Consider the following 16,742-nt stretch of genomic DNA (forward strand, 5'->3'; position numbering starts at 1 on the left):
ATAGTTATAGTAGATCTGTGAGAAATGTAACATTCTTGTGAAAGTTTTTTTAAGAAACTTTGAATTTTTCATTTACAAAAAAGAAATGTGCTCTTTACAAATGTATGGTACAATATATGGGAAAAACTCTTTTTACCCTTTATCAACACATTTGAATAAAGGAGACTGAACTTATGCTTATTACATATCTTTTATTTATCGTTGCCTATTTACTTGGCTCGATTCCATTTGCACTTGTTGTTGGAAAAATTGGTTACGGAATCGACATTCGCGAGCATGGTAGCGGTAATTTAGGAGGAACGAATACATTTCGGACGCTAGGGAAAAAAGCAGGTTTTATCGTTACAATTGCTGACATTTTAAAGGGAACGTTAGCGACAGCTCTGCCGTTAATTTTCGCCTTAGATATCCATCCCCTTTGGTTTGGATTAGCTGCAGTTCTTGGACATGTATACCCAATCTTTGCAAAATTCCGCGGCGGAAAAGCAGTTGCAACTTCTGCTGGAGTACTCTTATGCTATGCGCCAGTTATTTTTGCAATATTAGCTGTTATCTTTTTCACCCTTCTATTTACAACGAGATACGTATCGCTTTCTTCTATGGTAACAGCTATCGTAGCTGTTATTGCATCAATTATTGACGGGGATAAAATCTTCATTGTTGCGATGTGTTTATTAGCTGGTATGGTTATTTATAGACACCGTGCAAATATTGGACGAATTATAAATAAAACTGAACCAAAAGCAAATTTGACAAAGAAACAAAAGTAAGGTTGTGACCCACATAACGCAAAAAGAAAACGCAAAGCATATTAATAGCGTCTTTTTGCGTTATTTTTTATACTAAAGAAAAGGCAACATAACTTGGAGGAACTATACATGAATCTTTCCGTAACAAAAGAAGCAGTAAATTGGTATAAAGATGAATTAAACTTACAATCTGGCGATACACTTCGCTTTTTCGTACAATATGGCGGTTGCAGTACTGTTCAAAAAGGACTTTCTTTAGGAATCCGTAAAGACGATCCTGCACATCCTGCTGTTCAAATTCAAGAAGACGGCATTACTTTCTTCGTTGAAGGTGATGATGAATGGTTCTTTGATGGACATGACTTATCCGTTACCTTTAACGACGGTGATGACTTCCCTCAATTTAATTACGAAAAATAAAAAAGCGTGGCTTTTGCCACGCTTTTTTATTTTTTCTTAATTTCCTCATATTTCGCATACCACTCTGGATATAGTTTCTTAAAGGACACAGGACGAAAACCTTCTTTTTTCGCACAAATATTTGTTGTTGTAGCTGTAATACAAAGATCTCCATCACCGTTATAAATTTCATATCCATATATAACGCGAAGGGGACTAACTGAATCAATCCATGTTTTCACAATTGCTTTCTCTCCATAACGCATTGCTTTCCGATATGAAATTTGCAAATCTAATACGGGAGAAATAACCCCTTCTTTCTCCATTTCAATATATGAAAATCCTAATTCTTGTATCAATTTTGTACGCCCTAATTCAAGCCATACTAAATAATTTGAATGGTAAACAACGCCCATTTGATCTGTTTCCGCATAGCGGATCTCAATTTCGTGTTCTGCTACAAACATATCTTTATCTCCTTCTCACTTCTGTTTCCTCACATACATTTAATCATAATACAGTGAAATCAAAAATAAAATAGAAACGGTGGATCTTTTTAACTGAAAGGAGCGAATATATGATTCAAATTGTAACCGTTCGTAGTGGTGATAGCGTATATAGCTTAGCGTCAAAATATGGCACTACGCCCGAAGAAATTGTAAAAGACAACGGACTTAATCCAGCTGAGACACTTGTTGTCGGTCAGGCACTGATTGTAAATACGAGAGGTAATAATTATTATGTACAACCCGGAGACAGTCTTTATCGAATTTCTCAAACATATAACGTTCCTCTTGCTAGCTTAGCAAAAGTTAACAATCTATCATTAAAATCCATTCTTCATGTTGGTCAACAACTATATGTACCAAAGGGCTCTAAACGAACGATAGAATCTATTGCCTACTTACAACCTTCTACCATTCCAATTAAAGAAAGTTTAGTGAATGCTACGCGGGCCATCAATCCTTATCTCACATATTTAGCTTACTTTAGCTTTGAAGCATTGCGTGATGGAACGTTAAAAGAGCCGACTGAAACCGCAAGAATTGCTCAAATTGCAGTGCAAGGTCAAACAATCCCAATGCTCGTTATTACAAATATTGAAAATGGAAATTTTAGCGCTGAATTAGCCTCTGTTCTTCTAAGAAACGCTACTATTCAAAATAAATTCATTACAAATATCCTCCAAACAGCTAAAAAATATAATATGCGTGATATTCATTTTGACTTTGAAAATGTTGCACCCGAAGATCGCGAAGCATATAACCGATTTTTACGAAATGTAAAAACACGACTACCTGAAGGATATACGTTAAGCACAACACTTGTTCCAAAAACAAGTTCGAAGCAAAAAGGAAAATTTTTCGAAGCACACGATTACAAAGCCCAGGGGGAAATTGTTGATTTTGTCGTGATTATGACATATGACTGGGGATGGCAAGGTGGACCACCCATGGCAGTTTCTCCTATTGGCCCTGTAAAACAGGTAATCCAATATGCAAAATCTCAAATGCCCCCGCGAAAAATTATGATGGGACAAAATTTATATGGATTTGACTGGAAGCTTCCCTTTAAAGAAGGAAATCCACCAGCAAAAGCAATTAGCTCTGTCGCAGCCGTTGCACTTGCTCGTAAATATAATGTTCCAATTCGTTATGATTTTTCAGCACAAGCACCACACTTTAATTACTTTGATGAAAATGGTGTACAGCATGAAGTATGGTTTGAAGATGCCAGGTCTGTTCAGAGTAAGTTTAATTTAGTAAAAGAACAAGGCATTCGCGGGATTAGCTATTGGAAAATCGGGCTTCCTTTCCCGCAAAATTGGCGTTTACTTGTGGAAAATTTCTCGATTACAAAAAAAGGCTGACAACTGTCAGCCTTTTTTACGCATCATATTCAGATTCATCTTTTATTTCACTTTTCAATGAATCAATACTTTCTAAACGGCGTTGATTTTTCGCTTCAATTGCAGTGCGATCTTTTTCATTCGAAACCTCTGCAGTTTCTTTTGCCTCATTAAAGTTATCAATCGTATTTTGTACCATTTCTTGTAGTTTTTCTACATTATCACTTCTATCATCTGGATTCGCTTTATATTGCTCTGTCATACGATTTCCCTCCTAGTTGAAATATACATACCATGTTAGTTTTCCAAAAACGAATTAGATTATGTATGCACATAAAAAAGGAGAATGAAAACATTCTCCTTTTTTAACCGTTATCAACAATCGGTTGTTTCCCTGTTTGGTCTTGCATTTGCTTCCCTTTGTTTCCACCGGCTTTTTTCGACTGTGTTCCAATATGATCTGGTGTAAAATCTTTGGAATTCTTCTTTGGATTTCCCATTCTTATCGCCTCCTTATCACTAGTATCATACTAGTGATAAGAATTATTCAGCCTGCTTAAAAAATTGCATTTCATAACGCTTCTCGATTCGTTCCTCAATCCGTTCAATTGCATCACGATCGTTTAGTAGTTGCCGCTTATTTTCCTTCACAAGTTCTTCAAACGTTCTTCGACGATTTCTTCTCATGCTGCTCATCCTTTCTCCTTCTCTTTCTTACTATAGTTAGTATGAGCAAATGAAAAACTCTTTAATCAGATTTGTAAGAAAATTTTATGTTTTGTCAAAGAAAAGTCTTTTGTTAACAAAAAAGTCCATTAGCTGTTCTTAAACAACTAATGGATTTCCAAGCATTTTATCCTGCTATTCACAAACAAGTAATATCCTCTCAAAATTCAGCAAAATGAAACAACTTAAGTAGGAGATGAAGAATTTCCCCACTGATTAAAGTTTTACTTTATCATTTCGTTATACTTAAATACTTTTTAATTTCTTCATCCGCATTATCTTTCATTTCTTTGTACTCATTCAGCGCTTGCATGACTGCATCATAACTCTCTAAAATATAATTTTCTAATTTTGTAAAGTCCTCTATGCTTTCAATCATAATTCTAGTTGTCCCTATTTCACTTTTTAAAGCCGGCTCACATTTTAAAGTAGGATATATCCCTAATATTTCTTGTTCTGTCTTTTCAGTTAAAACATATTTTTTTCGCCCTTTTACCTTCACCCTTATAATCGGATAAAAAGCCTTTATATCTAGATAACTTCCAACACTCACATTACGAATCCATTCTATATCGCGATTATGCTTCACAAGCATTTCTTTTATTAATGTATACACTGCATCTTCTTCAATCTTATCTTTTTTCGTTTTCTTTTGTCCTTCTTCTTGAATAACAGCACACTTTTGATATACGGCTGCACATGTAATACAATCATCAAGTGCATTATGGGAACTTAAACGAATCCCAAGCATTCTTTTTAAAGTTTCTAGCTTATAATTCGGCGCATACTTCATATATTTTTTCGCTAAAAACACAGTATCAATTACCATATTATTAGGTTCTGGCAATCTAAGCATATTTGCATTACTCTTTAAAAAACGCATATCAAATGACGCATTATGCGCAATGATTGTGTCGTCACCTAAAAACGCTAAAAATAATGGCAAAACTTCATGAATCGTTGGAGCATCCGAAACCCGATAATTTGTAATCCCAGTTAAGCTCGTAATCCGACTAGGAATAAACCTCTCTGGATTTACAAAAGAAACAAATTGATCAGCCAACTCGTGATTACGGTACCTTACCGCTGCCACTTGAATAATTCTATCATTATATGGATTAAATCCTGTCGTTTCAAAATCAATAACAACATAGTCTCCTGTCAATAGTAGATTCCCCACAATATACGCCCCTCATCATTATTTTCGATAAAATTTCTTTCATCATATCACGAACAAGCTGCTTAATGAAAAAGAAAAGACAGAAATGGTCTCTCACCGTCTCTGTCTCCTTAGCATTATTTTATTTTCGCAATTCTCTTCTCCATCTCTTTTTGTGTCATCGGCCCGATAAATTTATCTTGAATTACACCTTTTGTATCCACAAAATAAGAAGTTGGAATGGTGATTACTTTATATGTCGTTGTAACAGTTATATCTTTATCCAATAAAATAGGAAAAGTAATTCCTTTCTCTTCCGCAAACTTTTTCACTTTTTCTTCTCCGTTAGCACCTTCAGAAACCGTATAATTTACAGCAAGGATTTCTACATCATCTTTATACTTCTTATAGAAAGCTTCCATATCCGGCATTTCTTGCTGACAAGGTCCACACCACGTTGCCCAGAAATTTAAAATAACTTTCTTCCCCTTAAAATCCGATAATTTTACTTTTGTGCCATCTAATTTTGATAACTCAAAATCCGGTGCAATCTTGCCTACCTCAATCCCATTTTTTGCAATGACTTCTTTCATCGCCGCTTCGCTTTTCACTGGTTCTTCCCTTACTTGTTTCTCATTCTTTCCGAGCTGTTCATAAACTGTATAGCTCGCTAAACAAAGCAACACTACCACAATGGTAAGCTTTCGCCACATATACATCATCCTTATCGCTTATCTCATTTTATATATCACTTAAAAATAACAATAGTATTTATACTTTATTTTAGCTTATACGGACAACCTTGGAAATATTCTCCTGATAAATAAATAGAATATTCTTAATAACAATGAAAAACGTTTCTTTTTATCATATAATTAAAATAGTTATAATTTGGAAAGGGTGTCATTATTTATGAATAAAACCGTTTTACATTGGTTACAATATGTTATCATTCTCCCCATTTTATTTTTCTCATTGTTTATTACAAGCTTGACTGCCAGCTACTTAAGTATTTCCGAAGACTGGAAACAACATATCGTCTTCACTCCTAAAACAACAGAAAGCTCCAGTCAGGTATATGAAATTGATAAACTATTGTATGCCTTTAAATACAATCCAGTTTTCACTACAGTTTTTATATTATCCATTTTCTATTTAATAGGAATTATAATAGCTCGTTGGTTGTATTGGAGAAAACATAAAACAGGGTTCATTGGTTTACAACTCATGATTCTTCTCCCTATTTTTCTTTATACATTACTTGTTACACATTCTACAGGTACGATGATTGTTATAGAAGAAAACTGGAAAAAGTATATAGTCTTCTCTCCGAAATCAATTACAGATTTAAATCAAATTTATTATATTGATAGATTATTATATGCATTTCAAAAGTCTCCTATCATTAGTACAATTTTCATTCTAACTTTTCTTTATATAACAGGGCTAGTTGTAACTAAGATCTCTCATCAAATACGTTTCCGTAAAAATATAAACATATAAGGTGACAATAAGGAAGATGCTTGTACTGTTTTGTGCAAATACCTTCCTTTTAAAAAAGGGGTTCTTATGCACTCATTTAAAAAGTCATTCTCTATATTTTTAGTTTCATATTCTATCCTATTAATATTATCGCATGGGTTATCTCCTTATTTAGTAACGATTCTGAAAGAAGAAAAACTGGCCGCGTGTGCATTTATACAGCTTTGATATCGTTTATTTTATTCACTACGTTTGACATTATTAGCTTTTACTCTATTACAACAACCTCTAGTTCGTAGTAATTATTGAAAGGATGAACCCTATGGGAGAACACCCAATTAGTAAAGAACTACGCTATATGCGTATTTGTCTTGTAATCTTAATTCTAGTCCTTATATTTTTTAACAAAGAAAAAGTCATCGAAGTTTCTACAAACCATGATACTACTCCAATAAGTGTACAAAATGATCAAACTAGTAATATGACACAAATTGCAGAAAATACATTTGCTTTACAAGAAAGTAATCCTGACAGTGGTGATCGGCACACTATTAAAATTTTTAAGTATAATCCAGATACAAATAAAATTACATTAGTAAAAGAATTTAATACGGAAAATCCTTCTACATATGAGTATCAACTGAATAAAGCAGAATAAGGAAAGCGATAAAACCATATGTCTCCCCCTTTCCTTACACATAAAATGAGGAAGCTAACATCAGTCAGCTTCCTCATTTCGATTGAAAATATTTACTTTTCTCTATTACTACACTTAATTAGTTTGACACCTTAGACTCTTCAATTTTCTCACGAAGCACCATTTGTAAGATACCACCGTGACGGTAGTAGTCAATTTCTACTTCACTATCGAAACGTGCTACTACTTCAAATTGTTTTTCGTTTCCTTCTGGGTCAATTGCAACTACTTTTACAAGATCGCGTGGTTTAACTGTTTTATCAATTTGAATTTCAAATGATTCGTTACCAACAAGACCTAATGTTTCAGTACTTTCGCCTTCTTTAAATTGTAATGGTAATACACCCATTAATACAAGGTTACTACGGTGAATACGCTCGAAGCTTTCTGCGATTACTGCTTTAATACCTAAAAGGTTTGTACCTTTCGCAGCCCAGTCACGAGAACTTCCCATACCGTAATCTTTACCAGCAACTACAAGAAGTCCAGTGCCATCTTCTTTATATTTCATCGCAGCATCATAGATAGATGTTACTTCACCAGTTGGCCAGTAAGTTGTATATCCACCTTCTGTTCCTGGTGCGATTTGGTTTTTGATACGGATATTTGCGAATGTACCACGCATCATAACTTCATGATTACCACGGCGAGAACCATAAGAGTTAAAGTCAACTGGCTGTACGCCATTTTCTAATAAATAGCGGCCTGCTGGTGTATGTTTACCAATTGAACCTGCTGGTGAAATATGGTCTGTTGTTACAGAGTCACCAAATTTACCAACTACGCGTAAACCTGAAAGTATTTCTACTTCACCTGGTTCTTTTGATAATCCTTCAAAGAACGGTGGGTTTTGAATGTATGTTGAGTCATTATCCCAAGTATATAACGCTTCATTTGAAGTTTGGATTTCATTCCAGCGTTCATTGCTGTTAAATACTTGTGCATATTCTTTTTTGAACAATTCAGATGTTACAACGCTTTGAACCACTTCTTCAATTTCTTTTGCTGATGGCCAAATGTCGTTAAAGTAAATCGGATTACCCTTTTCATCTTTACCGATTGCATCATTTTTCAAGTCGATATCAACTGTACCTGCAAGCGCGTATGCTACAACAAGTGGTGGTGATGCTAAGTAGTTTGCTTTTACAAGCGGATGAATACGACCTTCAAAGTTACGGTTACCAGATAAAACAGATGTTACTAATAAGTCGTTTGCTGCAATTGCTTCTTCTAATTCTGGTGCTAATGGACCAGAGTTACCGATACAAGTTGTACAGCCGTAACCAACTGTTTGGAATCCTAATTGATCTAAATATGTTGTTAAACCTGATTTATCTAAGTACTCTGTAACAACTTTAGATCCTGGAGCTAATGATGTTTTTACATAACTAGGTACTTTAAGGCCTTTTTCAATTGCTTTTTTCGCAACTAAACCTGCACCAATTAATACATATGGGTTAGATGTGTTTGTACAGCTTGTAATCGCAGCGATTGCAATTGCACCTGTTTTCATCGTTACTTCCTGATCTTTTAATACAACTTTCACTTCTTTATCGAATTCTTGTTCATTGAATCCAAGTCCTTGCGTTCCAACTGGTGCCACAACTGCTTTATGGAACTCATCTTTCATATTTGAAAGAGGGATTAAATCTTGTGGACGTTTTGGTCCTGAAAGGTTAGATTCAATTGTATTTAAATCAATTTCAACAAGGTCTGTATAAATTGGATCTTTGCTGCCTGCTGTATAGAATAAACCGTTTGCTTTACAATATTCTTCAACAACGCGAATTTGTTCTTCATCTCTTCCTGTTAAACGTAAGTAATCTAATGAAACCTCGTCAATTGGGAAGAATCCACAAGTTGCGCCGTATTCTGGTGCCATGTTTGAAATTGTCGCACGGTCAGCTAAAGGCATGCTCTTTAGTCCGTCACCGAAGAACTCAACAAATTTACCAACTACACCTTTTTGACGTAACACTTGCGTTACTTTTAATGCAACGTCTGTTGCTGTTGTACCACTTGGAAGTGTACCAGTTAACTTCACACCAATAACTTCTGGTACTGGGAAGTATGAAGGTTGTCCAAGCATTCCTGCTTCCGCTTCAATACCACCAACGCCCCATCCAAGAACGCCGATACCATTAATCATTGTAGTATGAGAGTCTGTTCCAACTAATGAATCTGGGTATGCAACTAATTCACCTTCAGCATTCTTCACCGCATGAACAACTGGCGCTAAATACTCAAGGTTTACTTGGTGTACAATACCTGTTGCTGGTGGAACTGCACGATAATTATCAAATGATTTTTGTGCCCAGCTTAAAAATTTATAACGTTCTTCATTACGTTTAAACTCTAAGTCCATGTTGAATTCAAGCGCGTCAGCTGTACCCGCTCTATCAACCTGTACAGAGTGATCGATTACAAGGTCTACCGTAATTTCTGGATTAATTTTATCAGGATCTCCGCCCATATCTGCCATCGCTTTTCTAAGTGAAGCCAAATCAACGACAGCTGGAACACCTGTGAAGTCTTGTAAAATTACACGAGATGGTTTAAATGGAACATCGATATCTTGAACATCTTTTGTTCCCCATTTCGCTAAATTTGTAACATGCTCTTCTGTAATGACACGTCCATCAACTTGACGAAGTACAGATTCAAGCAAAACTTTAATTGAATATGGTAATTGCGATACGTTGCCAACCCCTGCATTTTCAAGCGCTTTCAATTGATAATAATGATACGTTTTTCCATCTACTTCAAATGTTTCACGAGATTGAAATGGATTATGTTTGACCATTATGTTTCCCCCCTGTTAAACGTGACTGAGTTGTCTGAATATAAAATGTAGACAAACTTTTCAATACCTTACGATAATATCTTATTACAACTTTCTAAATAAGTAAATAATAAGAAACTTATAGCTTATCATAAGTTTTCTTTATCTCTGGAAATTTGAATAACCTTCGTTCTCCTTATGAATACTATTACCATAAAGTAAAGCTTTCTTTTGAGGCTTTTCTTTTCTGTTCATACATGCAATGAACAATTCATTATTTGTTTTATAAAGAAAACATTATAGAGGTGAAAATAAATGGGTAAACGTAAAGCAAATCATGTAATTCCAGGAATGAATGCTGCATCAGCACAAGGACAAGGGACTGGCTATAATGAGGAGTTCGCCAACGAGCCATTAACACCAGCTCAGCGTCAAAATAATAAAAAACGTAAGAAGAATCAGTAGTGAAAAGAAGCTGTCTCAAAAGACCATTGAACAACGATTTTTTGGAGACAGCTTCTTTATTTACATTTGTTTAATGTTATTACACTCTTCTCTCACGAAGTATCTATTCTGTCTTTACAGATAGTGAAAACAAAATCCGGTCTGGTTCTTTCAATATATGGCATCGAAAAAATTTCTGTGGACGTAGGATCCTCAGTCGCCCAGTAAATATGAGGAACATTAACTTTTTCCACACTAGCACGAATGTTTTTTTGTTTTTTTACGGATGAATTTTCTGTTCCCCAGCCCATCGTAATAATTAAATCGGGATGAAAATCAGAAATCAATTCATCTAAATTTTGGTCATCAATAGAGCCCGAGACTTCCACTATATGACCTGCATCACGGAAGCCATTTGGTAATCCGTAAATCCACATTGGATGACTTTCTATAAACAAAATACGCATCTATGTCTCACCTCAAGAAGTAATTAGTTCGTTAGGAGTAACATGCAGCATCCTCCAACATTTCTGGAATGGTCACAAACTTATAGCATTGACTAACCAGCTTATCAATAAGTACTGGAAGGGCTTCTATCGTTCCATCCAGCGGTAGTATATTAAATGAAGCGAATTATGTATATAGTTAAGCTAATATCATTCTCTGTTTACAAAATTATCCATCGCAAGTTACCCAAAGAACTTATGAGATACTTGCATCTAGAGGTTTCCTCTTAACGATGAATACACCGGGAGTAAGACACCTATTCCAACAAGGTCATGACCTTGTTGTTTCCTCATCTCCAGAGGAAACTGTACAGTTAGTAAAATATTTTTTAGAACATCGCGCAAGTTGTAAGAAAATTGGAGATCAAGGTCAGTTGACTGTCAAAATTTATAGCTACCGACACCGAGCTGAATTTATGATTAACGTATTAAGCAAAGAAGGAATAGTAAAACCAAATATCGTTAATTCGGAGGAACAAGGTGAAATCTAGTATTATGAAAACTTCACTGAAGATAAATACCAACTGTATATTGTCAGCCCATCCGATTCCCTATGGAGCATTTCACAAAAATTCGGAGTCACAATTAGCGACCTAAAAAAATTAAACAATTTAGCCAATGATGAGATCTTTGTTGATCAAGTACTAAAGATCAGGGAAATTATAGATGCAACACCATTTTTAGTTGAATCAGAGAATAAAAGTACTCTTGGAAATCCCCAAGCAACACAGTGGATTAAACCTATTTTCCAAGCTGCTAAAGAACATAACCTGCCTAGCAACATCCTCTATAGCATCATGGTAGCCGAGAGTAACGGAAATCCAAATCTAGTTTCCAAAACCGGAGGCATAGGATTAATGCAGTTTCAAATCGAAACTGCCAATTTATTGGGAATTAATCCTTGTAATGCAATCGAAGCGATTTACGGAGCAGCCCGCTATTTACAAGAATTATATACTGAATTTAAAGATTGGCAACTAGCCATTGCTGCCTATAATGCTGGACCGAATATAGTAAAAAAATACGGAAAGATTCCACCACTTGAAGAACCTCAAAATTACGTTAAAAAGGTACTTGCATATTCCCAATCCGTTAACTTCGACAATCTGTAAAATGAAATCTTCCAGTTTAACTTCTCTATTTCTTTCTTAAAACTATGTTGTAAAGCAATCTCATTTAAATACTCCGGAAAAAATTAAAAAAATATAGCTAAGAAGTGGATTCAATCCATTTCTCTCAGGGATAATTTAGTTAAAGTCAACTCCAAACCATCCTTTCATTTTCAATATACATTGAAAGTGAAAGGATGGTCTTTTTTGTCTTTTATATTATTTTCTTAACTTGATGACTATAAGGAGCGACTCTTTTAATGCTTATAACGTAACAGCTCCGAAACCTTCACAAATCGATACCCTTCTTTTTGAAGAACCGGCAAAATTTTTTCTAATGCAGCTACAGTTTGCCCTCGATCACTTCCACCATCATGCAATAACACTATATCTCCACTCTTCGCGTTTGTTATAACATGTTTCACAATGGATTCAGCACCTGGATTCGCCCAATCTTTCGGATCCTGATGCCATGACCATAATACGATTTGATACCCTGCTTCTTTTGCTGTTGCAAATACTGCATCATTAATATATCCACCTGGTGGACGAAAAAGCAGCGGCTCTTTTACCCACCTTTGTAAATACTTTTTTCCCACTAAAATATCATTTTTTATTTTTGCATCAGATGCACTACTTGCATATAAATGATCCATCGTATGATTTCCAATTTCATGCCCTTCCTTCAGCACCTGCTTAATTAAATACGGATTTCGCTGAATTCGAAAACCTATCATAAAAAAAGTTGCCTCAGCTTTATATTGGCGTAATAACTTTAATACTTGCGGCGTGTATATAGGATCTGGACCATCATCAAACGTAATTGCAATTATTTTCTCGTTATTTGGTACCTCCCACGTTACATAACCCGTGGGCTCTAATTCTTTTCTCATCAACATTTTCGCTTCTACTTTGTCCACTTGAAATATATGTACTACACAAATTAAATAAATAATGATTATTACAGCAATTTTTCTTTTCAACATATTAACTCCAAAATTGAACAGGTTGTTGAAATCAGACAACCTGTTCAATCGCCTAGCGAATCAACATCTCGCATGATGTTTTGTAAATTACTTTCGTACTGCTCAAGTTGTGGACGTTGTGTTTCAGATGCTACTTCTAATGCATTTTGAATTTGTTCATATGCCTCTTGAACTTCTTGTCGTAAATGCTTTAAATCGTGTCCATAATTCGGGTCATTTTTAACAATGTTGTTATATAAATTTTCCGCTTGTACGACTCCTTGTTGCGCTGCTTGAAAAGCTTGCTGTTTATCTTTATGATACGGCATATACTTTCCCCTTTCTGTTATAGTTAGTCTCACTTATCTTTACCATTTTTCACAAAAACATTCTCGTATAAATTTACAAAGTTCTCTCATTCTAAATACAAGAGGGAGGTGACAACATGGAAAAAAACAACAGCAAATCCATTCGTCAAAATACAAAGAAGGGACAGCCTTCTGGGCAACCCGAGCCATTAAGTGGGTCTCATAAAGTAAAAAATCGAAATCATTCAAGACAAAAAAATCACGCACATCATGATATGTAAAAAAAAGGGCAATGCATACGCATTGTCCTTCTCGCGTAAACCACTTACAATAAAGTGCAACTTTAATCCTTTGGTAAACTAGTCAATTCCTTATTAAGTTCATTAGTTTCTTCTGATGAGAGTGCTATTTCCTTTGCGTATTTACCTGGTCCTTCTTGAATCATTAATGGTGCATTTGTAGCAAATAACGATTCATATGTCTCGGTATCCACTTTTTTAATTTCTTTTTTGCTAATTTCCTTTTCAACTACTTCACTTTTTGATGCATTAGATTTTGAAGGCATAGTATCTGATTTTGAACAAGCAGAAATAAATACACAGAATCCCAGTGTTATTCCAATTACATTAAATAATGCTTTACCCACTATAAAACCTCATTTCTTCCTTCAATGAAAACAGATTTAAAGTTTTACTTTTGATTAAAAATTGAAATTTGAATGGTTCTTTCCTTCTTTTCCACTTTTTCTTTAATTTCAGGCTTTTTGAACTCTAACTTATGAGATGCTAAGTTATATGACAACACAGCATCGAATAGGTCCTCTCCTTTCTTAAATCCTTTAATCGTGTTTGTTTTTCCATCTTTCAATAATTTTTTCACTTGTGCACTAGAGATTTTCTTTCCTAATATCTTCTCATTAATCTGAAAATCACAACCTGTCGTACTATATGCTTTACAGCCATAAAAACCTTTTTTTAGAACCACTTGACTACCGCACTTTAAACATGAACCAAGTAACTTCTTTTCCTCCTCTTTCCTTTTAGCCTCTTCAATCTTTTTAATTGAAGAATCTAAATTCCAAGTTATAGAGATTTGTTCAATATCATTTAAAAGCTTCACAACTAATTTTTCAGCCTTACTTATAAATTGTTTATAGTCAATCCGTCCATCCGATATTGCCTCTAAAACATTTTCCCATTTTGCCGTTAATTCAGGTGAACATACAATCATCTTGTCACCAAGTGCACCCATTAACATACGGCCCTTCTCTAATAAAAGCACCTTATTATTCTTATTAACTATATATCCACGATCATATAATGTATGGATAATACCATCACGCGTAGCAACCGTACCTATTCCGCTTGTTCTTTTAAGAATTTTTTGCATTTCTTTTTGTTCCATAAGTGAGCCGCAATTTTCCATTAATTCAACTAATGTACCAGGTGTCAAATATGGAGGGGCCTTTGTCATTCCTTTGTTTATTTCGGTATCAACTATCGTTCCTGTATCTCCCTCATTTACATCTGGTAAATGAGCTACTTCGTCATTTTCCTCTTCTTGATCCTCTTTCTCATCAGACATTTGTTCTTTCTGGTATAACATCTTCCAACCCAAACTCACCTCTTGTTTCCCTTTGGTTAAAAATGTTTCTGTGTCATCTACAACCGTGATAATTGAAGTGAAATCATATAATGCATCTTCGTGATGCGCGGCAATAACTCGTTTCACCACCAAGTCATATATTGCTTTTTCACCAGGATTTAATTTAGAAAAATTCTTAGGAACATCTAATACTATAATTCCGTGATGATCTGAGACCTTTTTCTCGTTTATATACCGTGAGGACAAATCAGTACTAAGTATTGGAGCAGGTAAATATTTAGAATATGACTCACTATACTTTAACTTTTCTAAAACCGTTGAAAGGATTGGTGCTTCAGCTGCCGTAATATACGGGTTATCTGCACGGGGATAGGACAACAAACCAGCTAAATACAAGTTTTCCGCATGATGAAGAGTTTCCTTAGGTTCCATTTTAAATAATTTATTTGCAGTAGATTGAAGTCTAGTTAAATCAAAAAACTGAGGTGGCTTAAATGCTTTACGTTCCTTTTTCACTTCCTTTATAACAGCTGTTTCTTCAAGCAATCGAATTGAAAGTTCCTCTATCTCCTCTTCACTATCAAAGCGATTCTTGTCTTCTTTAAACCATTTTCCAGTATATTCTTTACCGTCCATTTCAAAAGTTCCAGATAAAGTCCAAAAAGGTTCTGGTACATGAGCTTCTATTTGTTTAATACGATCGTAAACAAGGCGTAGCGTTGGAGATTGACACCTTCCAATCGAAAACACCTCTCTTTTCAAACCACTTAAATCACCATTTTCAGAATTTCTATTTGCAAATTCTGATTGCATTCTTAAAGATACAGACCTTGATAAATTTATACCTACTAAGAAATCAGCTATCGCTCGCGCATAAGCACTATGATATAAATTCTCTTTGGATTTATAAGGAACTAATTCTTGCATTCCTTTTTTAATTGATGCTGGCGTTAAAGAAGAAATCCACAAGCATTTTGTTGGAAGGTTTCTATTTGTTACGTATTTTATTATTTCAGTAAATATTTTCATACCTTCTCTAGCTGAATCACAACAATTAATAAACATTGTAACTTTAGGATCATTAGCCAGTTTTTTTATTGTTCTAACATGTTTTTCTCTTCCTTTAATTGGTTTATAAATATAATTTTTAGGCATTATAGGTAATCCTGACAAACTCCATGGAGTGTTAGTCCCCATTTTTTCTTCATCAAAAGTCAAAAGGTGACCCATACAATAGGCTACATATGCACCATTAGGAAATTCATTGCAGGGCATTATCTCGTAATACAAATCATGCTTTTTATATTTTGGAAAAGCAGCTACAATTTTCTTTGCTACATCCGGTTTTTCTGCCAAACATAAATACACTCTTAACCCTCCTTATAAGCATAATAGGCTTTTACTATCCAGTTACTATTTCTATAAATACCCCAACTGATATCAGCTTATAGAAATAGTCTCCCTCATATGGATTATGAGATTTTCTATCCAGAAATCTAAGAAAATAAAAAAATCGATAAACACATTTGGTTTATCGATGATAAAAAAGTATTGTTGTTTTCTAAATGAACAGAGATATTTGACCGCATTCCTCTTCTTGTATTTTTACATCTACAGCAGGACAATTAACGATTTGTTTATTTCTTTGATTTGTACTAATTCCTTCACGAATTGCACTAAGCAACAACTGATTTATGCCTAGATTATAATACTTTTTATTCATAGTACCAGGTTCTTCAGTCCAACCTAACCAATTATATTAACATCTAACAAAAAATATTGATATTTATTGTATAAGGTATAGCATGATTATTTTAAAAATTAAACTATTCAAAAATGATGAGCAAATAGTGTTCACTTCTACTTGACTGTAACACCTTTCTATCCAATGAATAAAATTCAAAATAACAACCATTAAAAATTAAGATAAATTTATAAAACTAATCTTAAACCATATATATC

The 16,742-nt window shown here is 34.5% G+C and carries 21 protein-coding genes; 9 read left to right on the forward strand and 12 right to left on the reverse strand.

All coding sequences use genetic code 11. The annotated features are described in order from the left end of the window. Positions 1–173: 173 nt before the first annotated feature. A complete protein-coding gene (gene plsY / locus JDS96_RS13690; protein ID WP_003199069.1) occupies positions 174–770 on the forward strand; it encodes a glycerol-3-phosphate 1-O-acyltransferase PlsY in 597 nt (198 codons plus the stop codon). A 108-nt stretch (positions 771–878) separates the two neighbouring features. Then, positions 879–1,169, forward strand: a complete 291-nt coding sequence (locus tag JDS96_RS13695) for a HesB/YadR/YfhF family protein (RefSeq protein WP_003207946.1) — start codon at positions 879–881, stop codon at positions 1,167–1,169. Between the two features lie 26 nt (positions 1,170–1,195). On the opposite strand, the gene JDS96_RS13700 is transcribed toward JDS96_RS13695, so the two are convergent. Then, positions 1,196–1,615, reverse strand: a complete 420-nt coding sequence (locus JDS96_RS13700; protein ID WP_003199074.1) for an acyl-CoA thioesterase — start codon at positions 1,613–1,615, stop codon at positions 1,196–1,198. 110 nt (positions 1,616–1,725) lie between these two features. On the opposite strand from JDS96_RS13700, the gene JDS96_RS13705 reads away from it, so the two are divergent. Continuing rightward, positions 1,726–3,018, forward strand: coding sequence for a glycoside hydrolase family 18 protein (locus JDS96_RS13705; protein ID WP_199667139.1), 1,293 nt, complete (start codon positions 1,726–1,728; stop codon positions 3,016–3,018). A gap of 16 nt (positions 3,019–3,034) precedes the next feature. On the opposite strand, the gene tlp is transcribed toward JDS96_RS13705, so the two are convergent. From tlp to JDS96_RS13730, 5 genes are all read right to left on the reverse strand, one after another. Further along, a complete protein-coding gene (gene tlp / locus JDS96_RS13710) occupies positions 3,035–3,259 on the reverse strand; it encodes a small acid-soluble spore protein Tlp (RefSeq protein WP_199667140.1) in 225 nt (74 codons plus the stop codon). 103 nt (positions 3,260–3,362) lie between these two features. Then, on the reverse strand, positions 3,363–3,497 hold the full coding sequence (sspN, locus tag JDS96_RS13715) for an acid-soluble spore protein SspN (protein ID WP_003199081.1): 135 nt from the start codon (positions 3,495–3,497) through the stop codon (positions 3,363–3,365). Between the two features lie 43 nt (positions 3,498–3,540). Further along, positions 3,541–3,684, reverse strand: coding sequence for an FbpB family small basic protein (locus JDS96_RS13720; RefSeq protein WP_003199083.1), 144 nt, complete (start codon positions 3,682–3,684; stop codon positions 3,541–3,543). A gap of 271 nt (positions 3,685–3,955) precedes the next feature. Beyond that, entirely contained in the window at positions 3,956–4,903 is a 948-nt protein-coding gene (locus JDS96_RS13725) for a 3'-5' exonuclease (RefSeq protein WP_199667141.1), read from the reverse strand. A 116-nt stretch (positions 4,904–5,019) separates the two neighbouring features. Beyond that, the gene (locus JDS96_RS13730) at positions 5,020–5,595 is read right to left on the reverse strand and encodes a redoxin domain-containing protein (protein ID WP_199667142.1); all 576 of its coding nucleotides are present in this window, start codon (positions 5,593–5,595) and stop codon (positions 5,020–5,022) included. A 199-nt stretch (positions 5,596–5,794) separates the two neighbouring features. Between JDS96_RS13730 and JDS96_RS13735 the strand changes: the two genes are divergently transcribed. Next, the gene (locus tag JDS96_RS13735) at positions 5,795–6,385 is read left to right on the forward strand and encodes a DUF4306 domain-containing protein (protein WP_199667143.1); all 591 of its coding nucleotides are present in this window, start codon (positions 5,795–5,797) and stop codon (positions 6,383–6,385) included. A gap of 301 nt (positions 6,386–6,686) precedes the next feature. Continuing rightward, entirely contained in the window at positions 6,687–7,022 is a 336-nt protein-coding gene (locus JDS96_RS13740; protein ID WP_098334993.1) for a YmzC family protein, read from the forward strand. Between the two features lie 118 nt (positions 7,023–7,140). Here the strand turns inward: JDS96_RS13740 and acnA are convergent, their stop codons facing one another. Further along, positions 7,141–9,864: an aconitate hydratase AcnA gene (acnA, locus tag JDS96_RS13745; protein WP_199667144.1), complete on the reverse strand. Its 2,724-nt coding sequence runs from the start codon at positions 9,862–9,864 to the stop codon at positions 7,141–7,143. 294 nt (positions 9,865–10,158) lie between these two features. On the opposite strand from acnA, the gene sspO reads away from it, so the two are divergent. After that, positions 10,159–10,308: a small acid-soluble spore protein O gene (gene sspO / locus JDS96_RS13750; protein ID WP_006095643.1), complete on the forward strand. Its 150-nt coding sequence runs from the start codon at positions 10,159–10,161 to the stop codon at positions 10,306–10,308. A 92-nt stretch (positions 10,309–10,400) separates the two neighbouring features. Here sspO and JDS96_RS13755 read toward each other — a convergent pair whose 3' ends face one another. Continuing rightward, positions 10,401–10,754 (reverse strand): DUF3880 domain-containing protein, encoded by a 354-nt coding sequence (locus tag JDS96_RS13755; protein WP_199667145.1) that lies wholly within the window; start codon positions 10,752–10,754, stop codon positions 10,401–10,403. 191 nt (positions 10,755–10,945) lie between these two features. Here JDS96_RS13755 and JDS96_RS13760 point away from each other — a divergent pair, with 191 nt between their 5' ends. Together JDS96_RS13760 and JDS96_RS33460 are read left to right on the forward strand one after the other, a co-directional pair. Next, entirely contained in the window at positions 10,946–11,284 is a 339-nt protein-coding gene (locus tag JDS96_RS13760) for a glycosyltransferase family protein (protein ID WP_307838184.1), read from the forward strand. A gap of 252 nt (positions 11,285–11,536) precedes the next feature. Beyond that, on the forward strand, positions 11,537–11,905 hold the full coding sequence (locus tag JDS96_RS33460; RefSeq protein WP_307838185.1) for a lytic transglycosylase domain-containing protein: 369 nt from the start codon (positions 11,537–11,539) through the stop codon (positions 11,903–11,905). 254 nt (positions 11,906–12,159) lie between these two features. Here the strand turns inward: JDS96_RS33460 and JDS96_RS13775 are convergent, their stop codons facing one another. Further along, positions 12,160–12,888, reverse strand: a complete 729-nt coding sequence (locus JDS96_RS13775; RefSeq protein WP_199667146.1) for a polysaccharide deacetylase family protein — start codon at positions 12,886–12,888, stop codon at positions 12,160–12,162. A gap of 44 nt (positions 12,889–12,932) precedes the next feature. Further along, positions 12,933–13,196 (reverse strand): hypothetical protein, encoded by a 264-nt coding sequence (locus JDS96_RS13780; RefSeq protein ID WP_098334997.1) that lies wholly within the window; start codon positions 13,194–13,196, stop codon positions 12,933–12,935. A 116-nt stretch (positions 13,197–13,312) separates the two neighbouring features. Between JDS96_RS13780 and JDS96_RS13785 the strand changes: the two genes are divergently transcribed. Further along, complete coding sequence (locus JDS96_RS13785) at positions 13,313–13,456, forward strand: small acid-soluble spore protein P (RefSeq protein WP_000414451.1); 144 nt, start codon at positions 13,313–13,315, stop codon at positions 13,454–13,456. Positions 13,457–13,518: 62 nt separating this feature from the next. Here the strand turns inward: JDS96_RS13785 and JDS96_RS13790 are convergent, their stop codons facing one another. Then, complete coding sequence (locus JDS96_RS13790; protein ID WP_242479908.1) at positions 13,519–13,821, reverse strand: hypothetical protein; 303 nt, start codon at positions 13,819–13,821, stop codon at positions 13,519–13,521. A gap of 44 nt (positions 13,822–13,865) precedes the next feature. Continuing rightward, the gene (locus JDS96_RS13795) at positions 13,866–16,148 is read right to left on the reverse strand and encodes a type IA DNA topoisomerase (protein ID WP_307838182.1); all 2,283 of its coding nucleotides are present in this window, start codon (positions 16,146–16,148) and stop codon (positions 13,866–13,868) included. Positions 16,149–16,742: the final 594 nt, after the last annotated feature.

The sequence above is a fragment of the Bacillus cereus group sp. N21 genome, assembly GCF_016483395.1.
Classification (GTDB): domain Bacteria; phylum Bacillota; class Bacilli; order Bacillales; family Bacillaceae_G; genus Bacillus_A; species Bacillus_A pseudomycoides.